Genomic DNA, 22,819 nt, shown 5'->3' on the forward strand with positions numbered 1-22,819 from the left:
ATGTAGAACTTGCCGGGCATGTGGCAATCCACGCACTGCGAACCCGGTTGGTCCATGGTGTGGCGGGTGTGTTCGATGGAATCGTAATTCTTCGCTTGCAGGCCCTGGCCATCAACGCCTGCCACCGAGGTCTTGCCGGCGGCGTTGTGGCATTGCAGGCAGACACCGTTGCCCGGCGCCTTGAGCTCGGTGCTGTGCGGGTTGTGGCAGTTGCTGCAGCGCACGCCCTTGTCGAACATTTTGCTCTGGGCGAAGGAGCCGTGTTCGAACACTTCGTCCTTGATCTTGCCGTCCAGTGCGTACAACTCGCGGGTCAGGGTGCTCGGCAGGTAGTCATCCATCAAGCGTTTGCCAGCGGTGAAGCCGTCGCCCAGTGGCGCACGGCGCGAGTGGCAGCGGGCGCAGGTTTCGATTTCGACAGTGGCGTTCTTGTCCTTCAGGTCGACGGCAAAACCGGCATGGACCAGGTCACCTTTTTTTGCCGTCCATTCCAGGTGATTGGAGGCCGGACCGTGGCAAGCCTGACAACCGACACCAAGGCTGTTCCAGTGACTGTCGAAGGTGTTTTTCGCGGCATCGAAATTGCGTTTGTAACCGGTGGTGTGGCACTCGACGCACATGAAGTTGGCGTTCTGGCTCGGCTTGCTCCAGTGCACGGGTCTTTGAAGTTCACGCCTTGGCCCGGATAGAGGTGAAACCAGCGGTGTTTTTCGGTATCCCAGGCCACGCCGAGGGCTTGCAACCGACCTTCGCCGACCTCGATCAGGTATTGCTGCAACGGCGCGATGCCGAAGGTGTAGGCGACCTTGAAGTCGGCATTCCTGCCGTCAATCCCGGGGGTATTGACCCAGAACCCGTCGCCCTTGCGCGAGAAACGAGTGATTTCGTTTTCCGCTTTGAAGGTGACGTTATTGAAGTCGCCCAGCATCGTCTCGGCATTGGCTTCCTGCATCGCCAATTGGTGATGGGAACCTTGCCAGTCCTTGACCTGCTCGCTGTGGCAGCCTTGGCATTGTTGCTCATCGACCATCGTTGCCGGCGCCACGACGATCGGTTGCGGTTTGGCCGGCTGAGCGACCGGCGTACTGACAGGCGCATACGTCACGGGGGCCGGTTTGCTGCTGAACAGAAACCAGCCGATGCCCGCTATGGCCAACAGCAAAACGCCGAGGCTCACGGGAAACAGGTAACGGTTAATGAAGGTCGGTGGCGAATCAGGGTTTGGCTGTGCCGCTTTATTTTTATGTTTCGGCATTGCGACTTCCATAGTCCGGGTGCGTTTGCCGTCGGGCGCGCTTTCAAGCTCGATGCAGATTTGCCGGATGGCCGGCGTCTGTCAAATGACGGTTGTGATCCACTGTGCGGCTTTGCCATCCTCGGGTGCCACGGTCACGGTGATGCGCTGGGTGGACCCCAAACTCGACATCAACAAATTCACCAGTGTTTACATCGAACCGACCCAGCTCTATCCCAAACCTCAACCGACCGTGAAAATCCCTCAGGCGACCCTGAACGGGATCACCCGTTACTACGATCAGGCACTCAAGCGCGAAATCGGTAAATCCCTGCCGTTGGCCGCAGGTCCTGGTCCGGGTGTGATCGTGGTGCGCGCCGCCATCACCGCCTTGAGCAGCAAGACCGAAGGCCTGAAACCCTATGAAGTGATCCCGATCGCTTTGGTGGCAGCGGCTGTGAGCCCGGCCAGTGGCATTCGCGATCAGGAAACCGACCTGGCCACTGAGGCACTTGTGGGAATGATGTGGAGTTGCTGCATCACTCACCGGCAGGTCGCCGCCTGAACGCCGAGTTTGTCACGGAGTTCTTCCTGTCACTGCGCGTAGGAAACCAGCGGCAAGGCCCACAGATAACTTTGGGTCGTCTGTTGGAAATCCAGCTCGGCGTAAAGCCTGGCGATCGATTCTTGGGCCGGCGATTCGCCCGCCATCGCGATCTTGCCGATCCGCATATCGAGGTCCTGAGCACCGACGCCGCAACTGACGAACATCGTCATCAGGCTGAAACCGGCTGCGCGAATTGCAACGTGCATATCAAAGTCCTCATTGGCCGAAGGTGACGTTGGTCCCGGCGAACTGTGCGAATTGCGGTATGCCATCGCCGTTGCTGTAGCCGCCGTTTGGGTGGGGGCGAGTGTTGATTGGCACGGTGGCGCGCAGCAACTGCGCCACACCAATAATATCGCCGGGAGCGAGGGTTAAGTGCCACGCATCAGAACGTCATTGGTGTGGACATTGGTGTCGTGAGGCGCGGGCGTGTAGTCATCCTGGAGGGTGGGTACCGGGCCTGTAGGACACTCTGTTGAAGCTAGCAGCTGACGCCGGGTTCGCCAGCCGAAGGGGGAATCCTTGGTTTTTGGTACACGTTTGCGTGAGTTCCGTGTACTAAAAAGTTGTTGGGAAACAGGGGGTAGAGATCCATGGACTGCCGATGTGGCGAGGGGGACAAGCCCCCTTGCCACATTGATTGGATTATTCAGCGTTTTTTCGCCTGCTCGCGAAGTCGCTCCTCCTGCTCTCGCAACTCCGGTGTGAACTCAGCCCCGAAATCTTCGGCCTCGAACACCTGGCGAATCTCGATCTCGGCGTCGGTGCCTGGCATCGGGTTGGGGCAGCGCTTGACCCAGTCGATCGCCTCCTGCTTCGACTTCACGTTCCATAGCCAGTAGCCGGCGATCAGCTCTTGGGTTTCGGCGAACGGGCCGTCGATCACCGTGCGCTTTTCACCTGAGAATCGCACCCGGGCGCCCTTGCTGCTGGGTTGCAGGCCATCGCACTCGATGAGGATGCCGGCTTTGACCAGCTCCTCGTTGTAGTTGCCCATCGCGGTCATCAGTTCCTCGCTGGGCATCACACCGGCCTCGGAATCCTGGCTGGCTTTCACAATGATCATGAATCGCATGGTCTTATCTCCGCTGGATGTGAGTGACTCACAGGCTAGTCGAATAGCCATCGCCTGAATCGACAATGCGTCTTACGGATGATCGCCGAAAAGCAGATTTGTTTCTCGACACTAAACTCGCTATGCGGTGATGGGGGCGGGTTGTATCCAATGCGTGCGACGAGACTTCACAATTTGTATCTGGGCATAGGTCGTCGGGCCATTTCGTGGTTAACTTCGGCCTCTTCAAAATTCTCTACAACAACGTTCAGAAGGACTCCGTTCATGGCTCAAGTCACTCTTAAAGGCTCCCCGGTTCAAGTCAACGGCCAACTGCCACAAGCCGGTTCCAAGGCGCCAGCCTTTTCCCTGGTTGCCGGCAATCTGTCCGACGTGACCCTGGCGAGCTTCGCCGGCAAGCGCAAAGTGCTGAACATCTTCCCAAGCGTCGATACCCCGACCTGCGCCACTTCGGTTCGCAAGTTCAACGCCCAGGCCAGTGATGTCGCCAACACTGTCGTGCTGTGCATCTCCGCTGACCTGCCGTTCGCTCAAGCTCGCTTCTGCGGTGCCGAAGGCCTGGAAAACGTACAGAACCTGTCGACCCTGCGCGGTTCCGAGTTCATCGAGAACTACGGCGTGGCCATCGCGGACGGCCCGCTCAAAGGCCTGACGGCCCGTGCCGTCGTGGTTCTGGACGAAAACGACAACGTTCTGCACAGCGAACTGGTCAAGGAAATCGCTGAAGAACCGAACTACGAAGCAGCACTTGCCGTTCTTAAATAAGTAAAGCATTACAATTGTTAACGGCCTGGCCCTGTCCAGGCCGTTTTCATTTGTGCTTCAGTGTCTTAGATAAATCTCCTGTTACGTAAGCCGAAGGTAAATTGCCGGTAAAGCCGCTTTGCTTAATGCCCGCCAGTGCTTATCGTTCAGCCTCCTGTAGAAGAAGCCCACGCGCCCAATGGTTGATCATTCCATGCAATCCTCCGTTTCCCGTAGTCCCCGTCGCTGGCTGTTAGGCCTGCTTGTCCTGTTGGTCATCGCTGGCCTGTGCTGGAAATTCTGGCCCGCCGGCACTGCCCAAAAAGAGGGCGCAGGGCAAAAAGCCGTTGCCGGGCATACCGGCAGGTCGGGGGGGATGCGTCCCGGTTTTGGCGGGGCGACCGGGCCCGTTCCAGTGCGTGTCGCGCCAGCGGTCAAGGGCGACTTCCCGCTGTACTACAAGGCGCTGGGCACCGTGACGGCGCTGAACACCATCAATGTGCGCAGCCGCGTCGGCGGTGAGCTGATGAAGATCTCCTTCGAGGAAGGGCAGATGGTCAAGGCTGGCGATCTGCTGGCTGAAATCGACCCGCGTCCTTACCAGAACGCCTTGCTTCAGGCCGAAGGCACGTTGCTGCAGAACCAGGCACAACTGAAAAACGCCCAGGTCGATGTGGAACGCTATCGCGGCCTGTATCGCGAAGACAGTATCGCCAAGCAGACCCTGGACACCGCCGAAGCGCTGGTGGGCCAGTATCAGGGCACGGTCAAAACCAATCAGGCGGCGGTTAACGACGCCAAGCTCAATCTGGAATTCACCAAAATCCGCGCCCCGATTGCCGGGCGTGTGGGCTTGCGTCAGCTGGATGTCGGCAACCTGGTGGCAGCCAACGACACCACCGCGCTGGTGATCATCACCCAGACCCAACCGATCAGCGTTGCCTTCACCTTGCCGGAAAACAGCCTCGACGTTGTACTGGCGCGCTACCGCACCGGCGCCAAGTTGCCGGCCGAAGCCTGGGACCGTGGCGACACCAAGTTGCAGGCCACCGGCGTTTTGCAGAGCCTGGACAACCAGATCGACGTCACCACCGGTACCCTGAAATTCAAGGCTCGTTACGAGAACCGCGATCAGGCGCTGTTCCCGAACCAGTTCGTCAACGTCCACCTGCTGGCCGACACCCTCAAAGACGTGGTGCTCGCACCTTCGGCAGCGATTCAGTTCGGCACCAACGGCACGTTTGTCTACGCCCTGGACGGCGACAAGAAAGTCGCGATTCGTCAGTTGAAAGTCGGCGCCAGTGACGGTGAAAACACCGTGATTATTGAAGGCCTGGCCCCTGGGGATCGCGTGGTCCTTGAAGGCACCGACCGCTTGAAGGAAGGAAGCGAAGTGGAAGTGGTCAACGACACCAAGGATGTACCGACCACCCCGACCGGGCACCTGCAAGGCAAATCGGCCGCCACGGCGCCTGACGCGACGACCACCGACAAGGCGAAAAAGGGCGGCGCATGAACATCTCGCGGCTGTTCATCCTTCGGCCGGTAGCCACTACCCTGAGCATGCTGGCCATTATCCTGGCCGGCGTGATCGCCTATCGGCTGTTGCCGGTGTCGGCATTGCCTCAGGTCGATTACCCGACCATCCGCGTCATGACGCTGTATCCCGGTGCCAGCCCGGATGTCATGACCAGCGCCGTGACCGCGCCCCTTGAGCGTCAATTCGGGCAGATGCCCGGCCTGACCCAGATGGCTTCGACCAGTTCCGGCGGCGCTTCAGTGCTGACCCTGCGTTTCAGCCTCGACATCAACATGGACGTCGCCGAGCAGCAGGTGCAGGCGGCGATCAACGCTGCGACCAATTTGCTGCCCAAGGACCTGCCGGCGCCGCCGGGGTACAACAAGGTCAACCCGGCGGACACCCCAGTGCTGTCGCTGGCCATCACCTCCAAGACCATGCTGCTGCCCAAGCTCAATGACTTGGTCGACACGCGCATGGCGCAGAAAATTGCCCAGATCAGCGGCGTCGGCATGGTCAGCATTGCCGGTGGCCAGCGTCAGGCCGTGCGGATCAAGGTCAACCCCGAGGCGCTGGCGGCCAATGGCTTGAACCTGTCTGACGTACGCACCTTGATCGGTGCGTCCAACGTCAACCAGCCCAAGGGCAACTTCGACGGCCCGACCCGGGTGTCGATGCTCGATGCAAACGATCAACTGACCTCGCCCAAGGACTACGCCAACCTGATCCTCGCCTACGCCAACGGCGCGCCGCTGCGGCTCAAGGACGTGGCGGAGATTGTCGATGGCGCGGAAAACGAACGCCTGGCGGCGTGGGCCAATGAAAACCAGGCGGTGCTGCTGAACATTCAGCGTCAGCCCGGAGCCAACGTCATCGAAGTGGTCGACCGGATCAAGGCCTTGCTGCCGAGCATCACCGACAACTTGCCGGCCGGCCTCGAAGTCACCGTGCTGACCGACCGCACCCAGACTATCCGCGCCTCGGTCACCGACGTGCAGCACGAATTGTTGATCGCCATTGCGCTGGTCGTGATGGTGACCTTCCTGTTCCTGCGTCGGGCCAGCGCCACGATTATTCCGTCGGTCGCGGTCCCACTGTCGCTGATCGGTACCTTCGGCGTGATGTACCTCGCGGGTTTCTCGGTCAATAACCTGACCCTGATGGCACTGACCATCGCCACCGGTTTCGTGGTGGACGATGCGATCGTCATGCTGGAGAACATTTCCCGATTTATCGAAGAGGGCGACAGTCCCCTGAATGCGGCGCTCAAGGGCGCCAAACAGATCGGCTTCACGCTGATCTCCCTGACCCTGTCGCTGATCGCAGTACTGATCCCGTTGCTGTTCATGGCCGACGTGGTAGGGCGGTTGTTCCGCGAATTTGCCATTACCCTGGCGGTGGCGATCCTGATCTCCCTGGTGGTGTCCCTGACACTGACGCCGATGATGTGCGCGCGGTTGCTCAAACGTGAGCCGAAGGAAGAAGATCAGGGCCGTTTCTACCGTGCCAGCGGCGCCACAATTGATTGGATGATCGCGGCTTACGGGCGCAAGTTAAAGTGGGTTCTCAAGCATCAACCGCTGACCCTGATGGTGGCCATCGGCACGCTGGCGTTGACCGTATTCCTTTACATGGTGGTGCCCAAGGGCTTCTTCCCGGTGCAGGACACCGGGGTGATCCAGGGTATTTCCGAGGCGCCGCAGTCGATTTCCTTTGCGGCCATGAGTGAACGTCAGCAGGAACTGGCCAAAGTGATCCTGGCGGATCCGGCGGTGGAGAGCTTGTCGTCCTACATTGGCGTGGACGGTGACAACTCGACGCTCAATAGCGGTCGCCTGCTGATCAACCTCAGATCCCACAGCAATCGCGACCTGAGCGCCACCGAGGTGATTGCACGTCTGCAACCGGAACTGGACAAACTCACCGGCATTCGCCTGTTCATGCAACCGGTGCGGGATCTGACCATCGAAGACCGCGTCAGCCGGACTCAATATCAGTTCAGCATGTCGTCGCCGGATTCCGAGCTGCTCAGTCTGTGGAGCGGTCGTCTGGTGGACGCACTGGCCCAACGGCCGGAGCTGACCGACGTCGCCAGCGATTTGCAGGACAAAGGCCTGCAGGTGTATCTGGTGATCGACCGCGATGCGGCGTCGCGGGTCGGGGTGTCGGTGTCGAACATCACCGATGCGCTGTACGACGCCTTCGGTCAGCGGCAGATTTCCACCATCTACACCCAGGCCAGCCAATATCGCGTGGTGCTGCAGTCGCAGTCCGGCGAGAGGATCGGTCCGGAGGCGCTGAATCAGATTCACGTGAAAACCACCGACGGCGGGCAAGTGCGCCTGTCCAGTCTGGCGCACATCGAGGAGCGTCAGGCCCAACTGGCGATCACTCATATCGGGCAGTTTCCGGCAGTGATGATGTCCTTCAACCTCGCGCCCGGCGTAGCGCTGGGGCATGCGGTGGAGATCATCGACCAGGTGCAGAAGGACATCGGCATGCCGATTGGCGTGCAGACCCAGTTCCAGGGCGCGGCCGAGGCATTCCAGGCGTCGCTGTCGAGCACCTTGCTGCTGATTCTGGCGGCGGTGGTCACCATGTACATCGTGCTCGGTGTGCTGTACGAGAGCTACATCCACCCGATCACCATTCTCTCGACCTTGCCCTCGGCGGCGGTCGGCGCTTTGCTGGCGCTGCTGTTGAGCGGCAATGACCTGGGCATGATCGCGATCATCGGCATCATTTTGCTGATCGGCATCGTGAAAAAGAACGCGATCATGATGATCGACTTCGCCCTCGACGCTGAACGCAATCAGGGCATAGACCCGGAAACGGCGATCTATCAGGCGGCGCTACTGCGTTTCCGGCCGATTCTGATGACCACACTGGCGGCGTTGTTCGGTGCGGTGCCGCTGATGCTGGCGACCGGTTCCGGCGCGGAACTGCGTCAACCGTTGGGTCTGGTGATGGTGGGTGGCTTGTTGGTGAGTCAAGTGCTGACGCTGTTTACCACTCCAGTCATCTATCTGTATTTCGACCGCCTCGGTCGGCGCTGGGGTCGCAAGTCTGAAGCCGTGGAAGCGGTAGAACAGCCATGAACCTGTCCGGACCTTTCATCAAGCGCCCGGTCGCGACGATGTTGCTGAGCCTGGCGATCCTGCTGCTGGGCGGCGTGAGCTTCGGCCTGTTGCCGGTGGCGCCGTTGCCGCAGATGGATTTCCCGGTGATTGTGGTCCAGGCGAGTCTGCCCGGTGCTAGCCCGGAGGTCATGGCCTCGACGGTGGCCACGCCGCTGGAGCGCTCTTTCGGCGCCATAGCCGGGGTCAACACCATGAGCAGCCGCTCCAGCCAGGGCTCGACCCGGGTGATTTTGCAGTTCGACCTGGACCGCGACATCAACGGCGCGGCGCGGGAAGTGCAGGCGGCGATCAACGCTTCGCGCAACCTGCTGCCGAGCGGGATGCGCAGCATGCCGACCTACAAGAAGGTCAACCCGTCCCAGGCGCCGGTCATGGTGCTGTCGCTGACCTCCGACGTACTGGAAAAAGGCCAGCTCTACGATTTGGCCTCGACGATTCTGTCCCAGAGCGTGTCTCAGGTGCAGGGTGTCGGCGAAGTGCAGATCGGCGGCAGTTCCCTGCCGGCGGTGCGCATCGAACTCGAACCGCAGGCGCTCAACCAGTACGGCGTAGCGCTGGACGATGTGCGCAACACCATCGCCAACGCCAACGTGCGCAGGCCAAAAGGGTCGGTCGAAGACGGTCAGCGGCTGTGGCAGGTTCAGGCCAACGATCAACTGGAAAAAGCCAAGGATTACGAGTCGCTGATCATTCACTACGCGGACGGCGCGGCCCTGCGCCTGAAGGACGTAGCCAAGGTCAGCGACGGCGTCGAAGACCGCTACAACAGCGGTTTCTTCAACAACGACGCGGCGGTGCTGCTGGTGATCAACCGCCAGGCCGGCGCCAACATCATCGAGACGGTCAACGAAATCAAGGCTCAACTGCCGGCGTTGCAGGCCGTGTTGCCGGCCAGCGTCAAACTGAACGTGGCGATGGACCGGTCGCCGGTGATCAAGGCGACCTTGCACGAAGCGGAAATGACCCTGCTGATTGCCGTGGCGTTGGTGATTCTGGTGGTCTTCCTGTTCCTCGGTAACTTCCGCGCCTCGTTGATTCCGACCCTTGCGGTGCCTGTGTCCCTCGTCGGCACCTTTGCGGTGATGTACCTCTATGGATTCTCCCTGAACAACCTGTCGCTGATGGCGCTGATTCTGGCCACCGGACTGGTGGTGGACGACGCCATTGTGGTGCTGGAGAACATTTCCCGGCACATCGACAAAGGCGTACCGCCGATGAAGGCCGCGTACCTGGGGGCGCAGGAAGTCGGCTTCACCTTGCTGTCGATGAACGTCTCGCTGGTGGCGGTGTTCCTGTCGATCCTGTTCATGGGCGGGATTATTGAAAGCTTGTTTCGCGAGTTTTCCATCACGCTGGCGGCGTCCATCGTAGTGTCGCTGGTGGTCTCGCTGACGCTGACACCGATGCTCTGCGCCCGCTGGCTCAAGCCGCATATGCCGGGTGAGGAAAACCGTTTGCAGCGTTGGAGTCAGCGCGCCAACGAGTGGATGGTCGGCAAATACGCCACCAGCCTCGACTGGGTGCTGCGTCACCGGCGACTGACCTTGCTTAGCCTTATCGTGACAGTCGGCGTTAACATTGCGTTGTATGTCGTTGTTCCTAAAGCATTTATGCCTCAGCAAGACACCGGTCAACTGATCGGTTTCGTGCGCGGCGACGACGGACTGTCATTCAGCGTGATGCAGCCAAAAATGGAAACCTTCCGCCGCGCCGTGCTCAAGGATGACGCGGTACAAAGCGTCGCCGGCTTCATCGGCGGCACCAACGGCACCAACAACGCCTTCATGCTGGTGCGGCTGAAACCGATCAAGGAACGCAACATTTCTGCGCAAAAGGTCATCGAACGCCTGCGCAAGGAAATGCCCAAGGTCGCCGGTGCGCAGCTGATGCTGATGGCCGATCAGGACCTGCAGTTTGGTGGCGGTCGTGAACAGACCACGTCCCAGTATTCCTACATCCTGCAAAGTGCCGATCTTGGCGAGTTGCGCGAGTGGTATCCGAAAGTCGTTACCGCACTCAAGGCTTTGCCGGAGCTGACCGCAATTGACGCCCGTGAAGGGCGCGGCGCCCAACAGGTGACCCTGATCGTCGATCGTGATCAGGCCAAACGCCTGGGCGTCGACATGGACATGGTCACCGCGGTGCTGAACAACGCCTACAGCCAGCGGCAGATTTCGACGATTTACGACAGCCTTAACCAGTATCAGGTGGTCATGGAGGTCAATCCGAAATACGCCCAGGACCCGATCACCCTCAAACAGGTTCAGGTGATCACCGCCGACGGCGCGCGGATTCCGCTCTCGACCATCGCTCATTACGAAAACAGCCTGGAAGACGACCGCGTCAGCCACGAAGGCCAGTTCGCCTCCGAGAGCATTTCCTTCGACATGGCCGAAGGCGTGACGGTGGAGCAGGGCACGGCGGCCATCGAGCGGGCTATCGCCAGACTGGGTATGCCGGAAGACGTGATCGTGAAAATGGCCGGCACCGCCGACGCCTTCGCCGCCACCCAGAAGAGCCAGCCGTTCATGATTCTCGGCGCGCTGGTGGCGGTGTATCTGGTGCTCGGTGTGCTGTATGAAAGCTACATCCATCCGCTGACCATTCTCTCGACCTTGCCGTCGGCCGGGGTCGGCGCGTTGCTGTCGATTTACGCGCTGGGCGGTGAGTTCAGCCTGATCTCGTTGCTCGGGCTGTTCCTGCTGATCGGCGTGGTGAAGAAAAATGCCATTCTGATGATCGACCTGGCCTTGCAGCTGGAACGGCATCAGGGCATGGCGCCGCTGGATTCGATTCGCAGCGCTTGCTTGCAACGTCTGCGGCCGATTCTGATGACCACCCTGGCGGCGATCCTCGGCGCGTTGCCGTTGCTGCTGAGCCGCGCCGAAGGTGCGGAAATGCGTCAGCCACTGGGCCTGACGATCATTGGCGGGCTGATCTTCAGCCAGGTGCTGACCCTTTACACCACCCCGGTGGTTTACCTCTATCTCGACAAACTGCGCCATCGCTTCAACCACTGGCGTGGGGTGCGTACCGATGCTGCTCTGGAAACTCCGCTATGACTGACCGTTCGCTTATCACTCTGGCTGCACCGCTGGTAACGGCCCGAGGCTCGCGTTTGTTGAGCCTGGCGCTGTGCGTGGCGATGCTCAGCGCCTGCGCCATCGGCCCGGATTACCAGCGCCCGCAAGCGGCTGCACCGGCGCAATACAAGGAAGCGGCAGGCTGGCGTCAGGCCAATCCCAGCGATTCCCTGGCCCGTGGCGCCTGGTGGGAGTTGTATGGCGATCAGCAGCTCAATGGCCTGATCGAACGACTCAACAGTTCCAACCAGACGGTCGCGCAGTCCGAAGCCCAGTACCGTCAGGCCCAGGCCTTGGTGCGCAGTGCCCGTGGCGCGTTTTTCCCGACCGTGGACCTGACCGTCGGGAAAAACCGCTCCAGCCAGGGCACCGGCAGCAGCAGTTCGAGCCTGACCAGTTCTTCCAGCGGGATTCGCGACACTTACACCGCACAGGCCGGGGTCAGTTGGGAGGCCGACGTCTGGGGCAAACTGCGCCGAGGCCTTGAAGCCGACACCGCCAATGCCGAGGCGAGTTTTGCCGATCTGGCGGCGATGCGCTTGAGTCAGCAGTCGGAACTGGTACAGAACTATCTGCAACTGCGCGTGATCGACGAGCAGAAACGCCTGCTGGAAGCGACGGTCGAGGCCTATCAGCGCTCGCTGACAATGACTGAAAACCAGTATCGCGCCGGTGTCTCCGGCAAGGATGCGGTGGCGCAGGCACGGACTCAGCTCAAAAGCACCCAGGCTGACATGGTTGATTTGATCTGGCAGCGTGCTCAATTCGAGAATGCCGTTGCCGTACTGATCGGGCTACCGCCGGCCGAGTTCAGCCTGGCTGAAAGCAAAGACATTCCTGCGTTGCCCGAGATACCGCTGAGCCTGCCTTCGCAATTGCTCGAGCGCCGCCCGGACATCGCCTCCGCTGAACGCTCGGTGATGGCGGCCAATGCCAACATCGGTGTGGCCAAGGCGGCCTATTACCCGGACTTCACCCTGAGTCTGAACGGTGGTTACAGCAGCAGCACCTCTTCCAACTGGATCAGCGTGCCGAACCGCTTCTGGTCGGTCGGACCGCAATTGGCCATGACCTTGTTCGACGGCGGTCAGCGCTCCGCGGAAGTTGACCGCAGCGAAGCGGCCTACGACGAAACAGTGGCCAAGTACCGCCAGACCGTGCTCGATGGCTTCCGTGAGGTGGAGAACTATCTGGTCCAGCTCAAGGTTCTGGAAGACGAAGCGGGCGTGCGCCAGGAAGCACTGGACGCGGCGCGTGAGTCCTTGCGTCTGACCGAGAACCAGTACAAGGCCGGGGTGATCGCGTATCTCGATGTGGTCGTGGTTCAAGCCACGGCGTTGAGTAATGAACGCAGCGTGCTGAGCTTGTTGCAGAGCCGGCTGATTGCCAGTGTGCAATTGATTGCGGCGTTGGGCGGTGGCTGGGATGGGGCGTTGCAAGTGAGTGAAAAAGAGTAGCGCCCCCTTCTCTGACGGCAACTCGATACTCCGTAGCAGCTGTCGAGCCTGCGAGGCTGCGTTCGGCTGCGTAGCAGTCGTGAAATCAGACGACACGGTGTTTCAGGAAGACCGCGTGTGCCGGGTTTACGACTGCTTCGCAGCCGAACGCAGCCTCGCAGGCTCGGCAGCTGCTACTGGTGGACGCGGCCGTCGCGAGTTGTCAAACAAGCGCTTCATCGGCTTGATGGCCATTTGCTTATTTTGTCGGTGCGTTCTTTTGCGCAATCAGTACAATCGCCCGATTTGCCCCCCGAGAACGGAGGGCTGTCGCGAGAAGTCTCATGCTTATCGGTAGCTATTCCCCCACGCTGGTCATCATCTCGCTTTTTGTGGCGATTCTCGCCTCCTATACCGCGCTCGACCTGACCGAACGCATCGCCACGGCCAAGGGCCGGGCCGTGCATTTATGGACGGCGGGCGGCGCCTTTGCCATGGGGGTTGGCGTGTGGTCGATGCATTTCATCGGCATGCTCGCGTTCAAATTGCCCATCGACCTCGGTTACGACGTCGGCATCACGTTGCTGTCACTGCTGACTGGCATCCTGTCCTGCGGCTTTGCCCTGTGGCTGGTCAGCCAGCCACAATTGCCAGCCTGGCAATTGGCATTCGGCGCGCTGGTCATGGGGGCTGGGATTAGCGCGATGCACTACACCGGCATGGCCGCCATGCGCATGCAGCCGGGTATCGATTACGATCCGACGTTGTTCGGCGCCTCGCTGCTGATCGCTGTAGTCGCCTCGGGCGCTGCGTTATGGATCGCTTTCCGCCTGCGCCAGCACACACCTTATGTCGGCCTGATTCGGGGCGGTGCGGCGATGATCATGGGGGTCGCGATCGTCGGCATGCACTACACCGGCATGGCGGCGGCGCGTTTCCCGGATGGCAGCTTCTGTGGCGCGGCCGTCAGTGGCCTGAACGGCAAGGGCCTGGACAATCTGGTGCTGATCACCACCCTGGCAGTGTTGAGCCTTGCCTTGTTGACCTCGATTCTCGATGCGCGCCTTGAGGCCCGCACCGCAAGCCTTGCCCACTCATTGACCGAGGCCAACCGCGAACTGACTCAACTGGCTCTGCATGACACCCTGACCGGCCTGCCGAATCGCGTATTGCTGGCTGACCGCATCGATCAGGCGATGTCCATGGTGCAGGAGCAGGGCGGTTGTTTCGCATTGATGTTCATCGATCTGGACGGCTTCAAACCAGTCAACGATGCCTTCGGTCACCATATGGGCGATCTGTTGTTGCGTGAAGTCGGTCTGCGCTTGCGCGAGGATTTGCGCAGCCATGACACCCTGGCGCGGATCGGCGGTGATGAGTTCGTTTTACTGGTGCAGCTCGGCGAACAGAATGACGCATTGAGCCTGGCAGCCCGTCAGGTTGGGCTGATCGGGCGTTCGTTCCGGGTCGCCGAACATGATTTGCAGATTTCCGCCAGCGTCGGCATCGCTATCTATCCGGGCAACGGTGAAACCGCCGAGGAATTGCTGATGAACGCTGACGCGGCGATGTACCACGCCAAGGGCGCCGGGAAAAACGGCTACAGCTTCTTCGATGCCTCGATGAACAGCAACGCGCGCAAACAGCTGCAATTGCTGCAGGACTTGCGTATCGCCATTGATCAGCAGCAATTCAGTCTCTATTACCAACCCAAGTTCGATGCCAACAATGGCCGGCCGGTCGGCGCCGAGGCGTTGCTGCGCTGGGTGCATCCGACCCAGGGCATGTTGCTCCCGGACAAGTTCATCGAACTGGCGGAAAAGACCGGGCTGATCATTCCGATTGGCGAGTGGGTGCTCAACGAAGCCTGCCGTCAGATGCGCGAGTGGTACGTGCTCCGGTACACCGACTGGCGCATCGCAGTGAACCTTTCAGCCCTGCAGTTCTGCCACGCAGGCCTGGTCCAGAGCGTCGCCAAAGCCTTGGCCACTCACCATTTGCCGGCCAACAGCCTGACCCTCGAGATCACAGAAACCACCGCCATGAGCGATGCCGATGCGAGCATGACGGTGCTTCAGGAGCTTTCGACAATGGGTGTCGACCTGTCGATCGACGACTTTGGCACCGGCTATTCGAGCTTGATGTACCTCAAGCGCCTGCCGGCTAACGAACTGAAGATCGACCGGGGTTTTGTCCGCGACCTGGAGCGTGACAGCGATGACGCCGCCATCGTTTCCGCCATCGTCGCCCTCGGCCAGGCACTGGGGTTGCGGATCGTCGCCGAAGGGGTGGAAACCGACTCGCAGCAAGACTTCCTGACGCAACTCGGTTGTGATTCGCTTCAGGGTTATCTGCTCGGGCACCCGCTGCCGGCCGAACGCTTCATGGTGGATATTCTGCGTGCAGAGCAATTGGCGGTGAGCTGAGAACACTGTGATTGATGTGAGCCCATGCAAAAGCCAGCGATGACGGTTATTCTTGGCCCTGACTGCTAACGCTTGGAATGGGGGAAATTTCGCATGGACAAAGTCATCGTCATCACTGGTGGCAGCCGTGGTATCGGCGCCGCCACAGCCCTGTTGGCCGCCGAACAAGGCTATCGGATCTGCATCAACTACCTGGCCGACGAATCCGCTGCGCAAACTGTGCTGGATCAAGTCCGCGCCCTCGGCGCCCAAGCCATCGCGGTGCGCGCTGACGTCAGCATCGAAGATGAAGTGATCACGCTGTTCCACCGCGTGGACACTGAGCTGGGCCGGGTCACGGCACTGGTGAACAATGCCGGCACCGTCGGGCATAAGTCCCGGATCGATGAAATGTCCGAATTCCGTATTCTCAAAATCCTCAGAACCAACGTCCTGGCGCCGATCCTCTGCGCCAAACACGCGATCCTGCGCATGTCGCCCAAGCATGGCGGGCAGGGTGGCAGCATCGTTAACGTGTCCTCGGTGGCCTCACGCCTGGGCGCGCCAAGTGAATACGTCGACTACGCCGCCTCCAAAGGTGCGCTGGATACGTTCACCATCGGCCTGTCCAAAGAAGTGGCCGGCGAAGGCATCCGCGTCAACGCCGTGCGCCCTGGTTACATCTACACCGATTTCCATGCGTTGAGCGGTGACCCGGATCGGGTCAGCAAGCTGGAGTCGGCAATTCCGATGGCTCGGGGCGGGCGTCCGGATGAAGTGGCTGAGGCGATTGTGTGGTTGTTGTCGGATAAGGCTTCTTATGCCACGGGGACGTTCGTCGATCTGGGCGGGGGGCGCTAAGTCCATAGATTTGCATTGTTTGGGCGGGCCTCTTCGCGGGCAAGCCACGCTCCCACAGGATTTGTGTCGTTCACAACCTTCTGATCGACACCGTCCATTGTGGGAGCGTGGCTTGCCCGCGATGAGGCCGGTACAGGCAAAACCAAACCCTCAGAACGACCGCACAATCCGGCCCAACGTCTCCATCGCCTTCTCGGCAGTCTCATCCCAGGGGCTGCCGTAATTCAGGCGGATACAATTCCTGAAGCGCTGGGTCGGTGAAAAAATTGGCCCGGGCGCAATGCTGATCCCTTGCGCCAATGCCATCTGAAACAACTTCAGTGAATCCATCTGCGGTGGCAGTTCCAGCCACAAAAAGTAGCCGCCGGCCGGTTGACTGACGCGGGTTTGTGCCGGGAAGTAGCGCGCGATGGCGGCGAGCATGGCGCTTTGCTGTTCTTCCAGGGCGTAACGCAGTTTTCGCAGGTGCCGGTCGTAGCCGCCGTGTTGCAGGTAATCGGCGATGGCCGCCTGGGCCGGCATCGACGCGCACAGCGATGTCATGAGTTTCAGCCGTTCGATCTTCTGCGCATAGCGCCCGGCGGCGACCCAACCGATGCGGTAGCCGGGGGCCAGGCTTTTGGCGAACGAACCGCAGTGCATCACCAGCCCTTCGGTATCAAAAGCCTTGGCCGGTTTCGGCGCCTGTTGGCCGTAATACAGTTCGGCGTAGACGTCGTCTTCGATCAGCGGCACCTGATGGCTGCGCAATAGCTCAACCAGTTCCTGTTTCTTCGCCTCGGGCATCGTCGCGCCCATCGGGTTCTGGAAGCTGGTCATGCACCAGACAGCCTTGATCGGGTGCCGTGCCAGGGTTTGCGCGAGTACGCCAAGGTCGATGCCATCGCGCGGGTGCACAGGGATTTCCACGGCTTTGAGCTTCAGCCGCTCCAGGATTTGCAGGCAGGCGTAGAACGCCGGGGCTTCGATGGCCACCAGATCGCCGGGCTCGGTGACCGCTTGCAGGCACAGGTTCAGCGCTTCCAGCGCGCCGTTGGTGATCAGCAGTTCTTCCATGGGCAGCATCAGCCCGCCGACCATGTAGCGCAGGGCGATTTGTCGACGCAGTTGCGGGTTGCCCGGCGACATGTCGGTGACGACCATGCGCGGGTCCATCTCGCGGGCGGCGCTGGCGAGGGAACGGGACAGGCGCTGCAGCGGGAACAGGGTCGGGCTGGGGAAGGCCGAGCCGAAGGGCACGGTATTCGGGTCCTTGATCGAATCGAGGACCGAGAACACCAGTTCGCTGACGTCGACTTCGGTGGACTCATTGACCTGACTGCTGATCACCGGCTCCGAGAACGGGCTCGGCGCGTGCGCGTTGACGAAGTAGCCGGAACGCGGGCGAGCGCGGATCAGGCCGCGGCGTTCGAGCAGGTAGTAGGCCTGGAACACCGTGGACGGGCTGACCCCGTAGGTCTGGCTCGCGTAGCGCACCGACGGCACGCGCTGGCCGGGGCCGAGAACGCCGGAGTGGATCAGTTCAGCGATGTCGTCGGCGAATTTTTCGTAGCGTTTCATCGAGTGCCTGGATGGGTGTCATTCATTGAAAAAATGGGTGGCAGTCAGGTCGCCAAGATCGCAGCCTTCGGACGATCTTTGGCTTTGCATCTTAAAGGCTCAACGATTCATCGGCGCAACAAACCGGCTCTTCGCCACGCTATAAATCTCTGGCTCATCACTGTCGACAATCTTGAAACTGATCGTCTGCGAACTGCTGCTCGGCCGTTCCGTGGTCATTGCCACCGACACCGGCACATCCACAATCTCGCCCGGTGCCAGGCTCAGTTCGGCCTTGCCTTGCAGCAGGAAGCCTTCGCCATCGACCAGGGTCAGACGGTAGTCCTGACGTTGCTGGGTCTTGTTGATGACTTTCAGGCTGTAGATGTTTTCGATCTGCCCCTGACTGTTCTCGCGGAACAGGCCACGGTCCTTGCTCACGTCCAGCGAGACCATCGGCCGCTCCACCAGCGCCAGGGCAAGCGCACCGATCATCACCAACAGGACCGCGGTGTAGCCGATCAATCGCGGCCGCAGCAAATGGGTCTTGCCGCCCTGCAATTGATGCTCCGAGGTGTAGCTGATCAGCCCGCGGGCGTAGCCCATTTTGTCCATGATCGAATCACAGGCGTCGATACACGCGGCGCAACCGATGCATTCCATCTGCAAGCCGTCGCGGATGTCGATGCCGGTCGGGCAGACTTGCACGCACAACTGGCAGTCGATGCAATCACCGAGGCCGACTTCAGCCGGTGGCACATCACGTTTGCGCGGGCCACGGTTTTCGCCGCGGGCCACGTCGTAGGAGATGGTCAGGGTGTCTTTGTCGAACATCACGCTCTGGAACCGCGCATATGGACACATGTGCATGCACACCGCTTCACGCAGCCAACCGGCGTTGATGTAAGTCGCGCCGGTAAAGAACAGCACCCAGAACAGGCTGACGCCGCCCATCTGCAAAGTCAGCAGTTCTTCGGCCAGCGGCCGGATCGGGGTGAAATAGCCGACAAAGGTCAGGCCGGTCAACAGGCTGATGGCCAGCCACATGGTGTGCTTGGCCGAGCGACGGATCAGTTTGTTCAGGCCCCAAGGCGCGGCTTGCAGCTTGATCCGCTGGTTGCGTTCGCCTTCGGTGAGCTTCTCGCACCACATGAAAATCCAGGTCCAGGAACTCTGTGGGCAGGTGTAACCACACCAGACTCGCCCGGCGAACACGGTGATCGCAAACAGACCGAACGCGGCAATGATCAGCAGCGCCGACAGCAGGATGAAATCCTGCGGCCAGAAGGTCGCGCCGAAGATGTGGAATTTGCTTTCGCAAAGGTCCCAGAGCACAGCCTGGCGGCCGCCCCAGTTCAACCACACCGTGCCGAAGAACAGCAAAAACAGAAACCCCGCGCCGCTCATGCGCAGGGTGCGGAATAAACCGGTGAAGCTGCGGGTGTGGATCAGGTTGTCGCTGGACTTGGCCTTCATCTTTGGACGCGAAGGCTCATAGCGTTGAACGGACGGGGCACTTTCAACAATTCGGACGGGGATTCTATCGCTCATGGTCTTTCGCTCATCAGCCTCCATCAGGCCTGAGCACTATGAGCGGCGATCTGTTTGCATAACAGACTCACCTATTGCAATAAAAAGCGGATCAGATGGACATTGATCCGCTGCCTGCGACAAGTTGATGCACCCGCTACAGCGGGACGCAGTCACCTATATCAAGCGTCTGCGGGTGTTATTGATCCGGGTCAGTCAAATCACCGAATCACTGTCGGTGGCCTTCAAATGCTTACGCCCGTCGACTGCGCCTGCTACGGTCAATGCGTCGGCTTCTGCTTCGGTGATGTAGACGCGCTGGCCATCGAGCTCCACCGCCGACATGGCTTTTTCCGGGTCGGTAATGATGGTGACGTCTGGACACAGACGAATTTCTTCGCCGTTCTCGGTAATGAAGAAGCAGGTCTGGTTTTCGATGCGCACAGTCATGGAGGTGTCCTTTTTTCTGCGGGTTCTAAAGTGTTAGGGCACAACCGAGGATCATCGTTCTGTGCAACCGATTAATGGTCGACGCGGTCAATCCTCAATAGAGCAACTTTCTATCCAGTCATCACAAGGACAACACCATGAACGCCTGGTGGCATGAGGTTTGGGTGACGCTGCAAGCGGAGTTCGCCGACATTGGCGACGCTTCACAACTGACGCGCATTACCGTGCGCTTGCTGATGGCAGCGGTGTTGGGCGGGATTCTCGGCTTCGAACGCGAGCACAAGGGCAAGGCCGCCGGGGTCCGCACCCACATGCTGGTAGCTCTCGGCGCCGCGCTGTTCGTGCTGGTGCCGCAAATGTCCGGTTCACAGGCTGATGCCATGAGTCGGGTGGTGCAGGGTGTGATCGCGGGGATCGGCTTTCTTGGCGCAGGGACTATTCTGAAAAACACCGAGGGCGACGAGGGGCACGTCAAAGGCCTGACCACCGCCGCCGGGTTGTGGATGACCGCCGCCATCGGCGTCTCGGCCGGGTTGGGGCGAGAGGCGACGGCGGTGCTCAGCACGTTGCTGGCGTTGGCGATTCTCAGTGTGATGCCGAGGATCGTAAAAATGCTGGAACGCGATTCCCCGTAGGAGCTGCCGAAGGCTGCGATCTTTTGATCTTGAAAAGCAACATCAAGAGTTCGCAGCCTTCGGCAGCTCCTACGGTGTGACAACCACCGGCGGCATGGTGCTCGGCGGGTCTTCGCGCGGTGGCGGGGTAGTGCCGGGCGGGTCTTGCTCAGGCACAGGTTCAGGCTCGGTCGGCGGAATGGTCGGGCTGTCGATGTTTGGATCAGGCGTTTCGGCAGGGATCGGAATGCTCATAAATTCAACCTCCAGTGGCACATGGCGTAAGTCGTGCTTAAGTGTGTTGACCACTGTGTAAAGGAATTGATTCCTCCGAAGGCCCAGGCAAATCCTCGTGAACTTTTACCGGCGCCTGTCGCTCGGACCCTAAGTGAGTTCATTCCGGGGCGGACGATCCTGCGGGATGGCTATCCTGTTACAAGCCACAGACACAAGAGCGTCCATGGGGCGTAAAGGAGAGATGCTCGATGACTGCTGAAAAACCCACAGAGCTGAACTACAACCCTCAGATGCCGCTGTCACAGGCTTTACTGCTACCGCGCATCGCCATCGAAAACACCATGCCGACCCTCGATGGCGGGCAATTCGCCGTCAAATCCGTGGTGGGCCAGGACGTGGTGGTGACCAGCAAAGTGTTCGCCGACGGTCACGACAAGTTGGCCGTGCGAGTGCGCTGGCACGCCGAGGGCGAGGAAACCTGGCAAAGCGAAGTGATGGCCGACTTGGGCAATAACGGTTGGCAGGGCCAGTTCCGGGTCGCGCGCCAGGGCCGTTATGTGTTTTGCATCGAAGCCTGGATCGATCAGTTCGCCAGCTTCTGTTATGAGCTGGAGAAAAAACACGCCGCCAGGGTGCCGATCAGCCTGGAATTGCAGGAGGGGCGAACGCTGGTCCAGCAAGCCGCCGAACGCACCGAAGGGCAACTGAGTGAACAACTGGCGACGCTGCACCATGAATTGTCGGGCCTGCTCGAAATCGAGCAGGTCGAGCTGTTTCTGCACCAGCGTAGCGCCGGGTTGATGACGCAGGCCGATCATCGTGCCTATTTGAGCATCAGCCCTGAGTACCCGCTCGACGTCGAACGGAACCTGGCGCAGTTCGCCAGTTGGTATGAATTGTTTCCGCGTTCGATCACTGACGATCCGGCCCGTCATGGCACCTTCAACGATGTGCATGCGCGGCTGCCGATGATCCAGGACATGGGCTTCGATGTGCTGTACTTCCCGCCGATCCACCCGATCGGCCGCAGTTACCGCAAAGGCCCGAACAACTCCCTGACCGCCGGGCCGGACGATCCGGGCAGTCCGTATGCCATTGGCAGCGAAGAGGGCGGGCATGAAGCCATTCACTCCGAACTGGGCAGCCGCGAAGACTTCCGGCGTCTTGTCGCGGCAGCCGCTGACCATGGGCTGGAAATCGCCCTCGACTTTGCGATTCAGTGTTCCCAGGATCACCCGTGGCTGAAGCAGCATCCGGGCTGGTTCAACTGGCGGCCGGACGGCACGATCAAATACGCCGAGAACCCGCCGAAAAAATACCAGGACATCGTCAACGTCGATTTCTATGCCGCCGATGCGATTCCGAGTCTTTGGGTCGAGTTGCGCGACATCGTGGTGGGTTGGGTCGAGGAGGGCGTGAAGCTGTTTCGCGTCGACAACCCTCACACCAAACCGCTGCCGTTCTGGCAGTGGCTGATCGCTGATGTGCGGGCGCTGTACCCCGAGGTGATCTTCCTGGCCGAAGCCTTTACCACCCCGGCGATGATGGCGCGATTGGGCAAGGTCGGTTACTCCCAGAGCTACACCTATTTCACTTGGCGCAACAACAAGTCCGAGCTGGCCACTTACTTCACCGAGCTCAACGAATCGCCGTGGCGTGAATGCTACCGGCCGAATTTCTTCGTCAACACACCCGACATCAACCCGGCGTTTTTGCATGAGTCGGGGCGCGCCGGTTTTCTGATCCGCGCGGCGCTGGCGACCATGGGCTCCGGTCTGTGGGGCATGTATTCAGGCTTCGAACTGTGCGAAGCGGCCCCGGTGCCGGGCAAGGAGGAGTACCTCAATTCCGAGAAGTACGAAATCCGCCCACGAGACTTCAACGCGCCGGGCAACATCATTGCCGAGATTGCCCAGCTCAACCGCATCCGCCGGCAGAACCCGGCGCTGCAGACGCATTTGGGCCTGAAGGTCTACAACGCCTGGAACGACAACATTCTGTATTTCGGCAAACGCAGCGCGGATGGCAGCAATTTCATTCTGGTGGCCGTCAGTCTTGATCCGCTTAACGTCCAGGAAGCGAATTTCGAATTGCCGCTGTGGGAAATGGGCTTGCCCGACGACGCCAGCACCCAGGGCGAAGACTTGATGAGCGGTCATCGCTGGACCTGGCACGGCAAGTACCAATTCATGCGGATCGACCCGGCGCATCAACCGTTCGGGATCTGGCGGATTACTGTGTAAACGCAGCACCTGTGGGAGCGAGCTTGCTCGCGATGGCGATTGAACATTCAACAGATGTGTTGCCTGCCAAATTGCTATCGCGAGCAAGCTCGCTCCCACAGG

14 protein-coding genes and 4 pseudogenes are annotated in these 22,819 nt (G+C 60.3%); 10 read left to right on the top strand and 8 right to left on the bottom strand.

Features of this window, described 5'->3' with window-relative positions; genetic code table 11:
• Window positions 1–1,255: pseudogene (locus tag WLY71_RS18260) on the bottom strand (cytochrome c3 family protein); the annotation flags it as partial.
• 121 nt (window positions 1,256–1,376) lie between these two features.
• Here WLY71_RS18260 and WLY71_RS18265 point away from each other — a divergent pair.
• Window positions 1,377–1,748, top strand: a pseudogene (locus tag WLY71_RS18265) (DUF3313 domain-containing protein); the annotation flags it as partial.
• On the opposite strand, the pseudogene WLY71_RS18270 reads toward WLY71_RS18265, so the two are convergent.
• The 3 genes and pseudogenes from WLY71_RS18270 to WLY71_RS18280 all read right to left on the bottom strand — a co-directional run.
• Window positions 1,704–2,047 (bottom strand): annotated as a pseudogene (locus WLY71_RS18270) (DUF1254 domain-containing protein); the annotation flags it as partial. The pseudogenes WLY71_RS18265 and WLY71_RS18270 overlap by 45 nt on opposite strands.
• A gap of 61 nt (window positions 2,048–2,108) precedes the next feature.
• Window positions 2,109–2,299: pseudogene (locus WLY71_RS31390) on the bottom strand (hypothetical protein); the annotation flags it as partial.
• A 191-nt stretch (window positions 2,300–2,490) separates the two neighbouring features.
• Complete coding sequence (locus WLY71_RS18280) at window positions 2,491–2,916, bottom strand: YciI family protein (protein ID WP_347804649.1); 426 nt, start codon at window positions 2,914–2,916, stop codon at window positions 2,491–2,493.
• A 264-nt stretch (window positions 2,917–3,180) separates the two neighbouring features.
• On the opposite strand from WLY71_RS18280, the gene tpx reads away from it, so the two are divergent.
• The 7 genes from tpx to WLY71_RS18315 all read left to right on the top strand — a co-directional run bounded on the left by tpx (window position 3,181) and on the right by WLY71_RS18315 (window position 16,104).
• Window positions 3,181–3,681 carry a thiol peroxidase gene (tpx, locus tag WLY71_RS18285; protein WP_347804650.1) on the top strand — a complete coding sequence of 167 codons (501 nt, stop codon included), beginning with the start codon at window positions 3,181–3,183 and terminating at the stop codon, window positions 3,679–3,681.
• A 178-nt stretch (window positions 3,682–3,859) separates the two neighbouring features.
• Window positions 3,860–5,176: an MdtA/MuxA family multidrug efflux RND transporter periplasmic adaptor subunit gene (locus tag WLY71_RS18290; protein WP_347804651.1), complete on the top strand. Its 1,317-nt coding sequence runs from the start codon at window positions 3,860–3,862 to the stop codon at window positions 5,174–5,176.
• Window positions 5,173–8,277, top strand: a complete 3,105-nt coding sequence (locus WLY71_RS18295; RefSeq protein WP_347804652.1) for an MdtB/MuxB family multidrug efflux RND transporter permease subunit — start codon at window positions 5,173–5,175, stop codon at window positions 8,275–8,277. The genes WLY71_RS18290 and WLY71_RS18295 overlap by 4 nt, the downstream gene beginning before the upstream one ends.
• Window positions 8,274–11,381, top strand: coding sequence for an efflux RND transporter permease subunit (locus WLY71_RS18300; protein ID WP_347804653.1), 3,108 nt, complete (start codon window positions 8,274–8,276; stop codon window positions 11,379–11,381). Before WLY71_RS18295 ends, WLY71_RS18300 begins: the two co-directional genes overlap by 4 nt.
• Window positions 11,378–12,859 carry an efflux transporter outer membrane subunit gene (locus WLY71_RS18305; protein ID WP_347804654.1) on the top strand — a complete coding sequence of 494 codons (1,482 nt, stop codon included), beginning with the start codon at window positions 11,378–11,380 and terminating at the stop codon, window positions 12,857–12,859. The genes WLY71_RS18300 and WLY71_RS18305 overlap by 4 nt, the downstream gene beginning before the upstream one ends.
• 323 nt (window positions 12,860–13,182) lie before the next feature.
• Window positions 13,183–15,264 (top strand): putative bifunctional diguanylate cyclase/phosphodiesterase, encoded by a 2,082-nt coding sequence (locus tag WLY71_RS18310; protein WP_347804655.1) that lies wholly within the window; start codon window positions 13,183–13,185, stop codon window positions 15,262–15,264.
• A 93-nt stretch (window positions 15,265–15,357) separates the two neighbouring features.
• Window positions 15,358–16,104 (top strand): SDR family oxidoreductase, encoded by a 747-nt coding sequence (locus WLY71_RS18315; RefSeq protein WP_347804656.1) that lies wholly within the window; start codon window positions 15,358–15,360, stop codon window positions 16,102–16,104.
• Window positions 16,105–16,254: 150 nt separating this feature from the next.
• Here the strand turns inward: WLY71_RS18315 and mapR are convergent, their stop codons facing one another.
• The 3 genes from mapR to WLY71_RS18330 all read right to left on the bottom strand — a co-directional run bounded on the left by mapR (window position 16,255) and on the right by WLY71_RS18330 (window position 19,623).
• A complete protein-coding gene (gene mapR, locus WLY71_RS18320) occupies window positions 16,255–17,664 on the bottom strand; it encodes a GntR family transcriptional regulator MpaR (RefSeq protein ID WP_347804657.1) in 1,410 nt (469 codons plus the stop codon).
• A 99-nt stretch (window positions 17,665–17,763) separates the two neighbouring features.
• Window positions 17,764–19,194: a cytochrome c oxidase accessory protein CcoG gene (ccoG, locus tag WLY71_RS18325; RefSeq protein WP_347804658.1), complete on the bottom strand. Its 1,431-nt coding sequence runs from the start codon at window positions 19,192–19,194 to the stop codon at window positions 17,764–17,766.
• A 195-nt stretch (window positions 19,195–19,389) separates the two neighbouring features.
• Complete coding sequence (locus WLY71_RS18330; protein ID WP_347804659.1) at window positions 19,390–19,623, bottom strand: DUF3203 family protein; 234 nt, start codon at window positions 19,621–19,623, stop codon at window positions 19,390–19,392.
• A 137-nt stretch (window positions 19,624–19,760) separates the two neighbouring features.
• Here WLY71_RS18330 and WLY71_RS18335 point away from each other — a divergent pair, with 137 nt between their 5' ends.
• Window positions 19,761–20,258 carry an MgtC/SapB family protein gene (locus WLY71_RS18335; RefSeq protein ID WP_347804660.1) on the top strand — a complete coding sequence of 166 codons (498 nt, stop codon included), beginning with the start codon at window positions 19,761–19,763 and terminating at the stop codon, window positions 20,256–20,258.
• 69 nt (window positions 20,259–20,327) lie between these two features.
• On the opposite strand, the gene WLY71_RS18340 is transcribed toward WLY71_RS18335, so the two are convergent.
• A complete protein-coding gene (locus WLY71_RS18340; RefSeq protein ID WP_347804661.1) occupies window positions 20,328–20,492 on the bottom strand; it encodes a hypothetical protein in 165 nt (54 codons plus the stop codon).
• 230 nt (window positions 20,493–20,722) lie between these two features.
• On the opposite strand from WLY71_RS18340, the gene WLY71_RS18345 reads away from it, so the two are divergent.
• Complete coding sequence (locus WLY71_RS18345) at window positions 20,723–22,717, top strand: alpha-1,4-glucan--maltose-1-phosphate maltosyltransferase (protein ID WP_347804662.1); 1,995 nt, start codon at window positions 20,723–20,725, stop codon at window positions 22,715–22,717.
• Window positions 22,718–22,819 lie beyond the last annotated feature (102 nt).

The sequence above is a fragment of the Pseudomonas rossensis genome, assembly GCF_039888995.1.
In the GTDB taxonomy this organism is placed as follows: Bacteria; Pseudomonadota; Gammaproteobacteria; order Pseudomonadales; family Pseudomonadaceae; genus Aquipseudomonas; species Aquipseudomonas rossensis.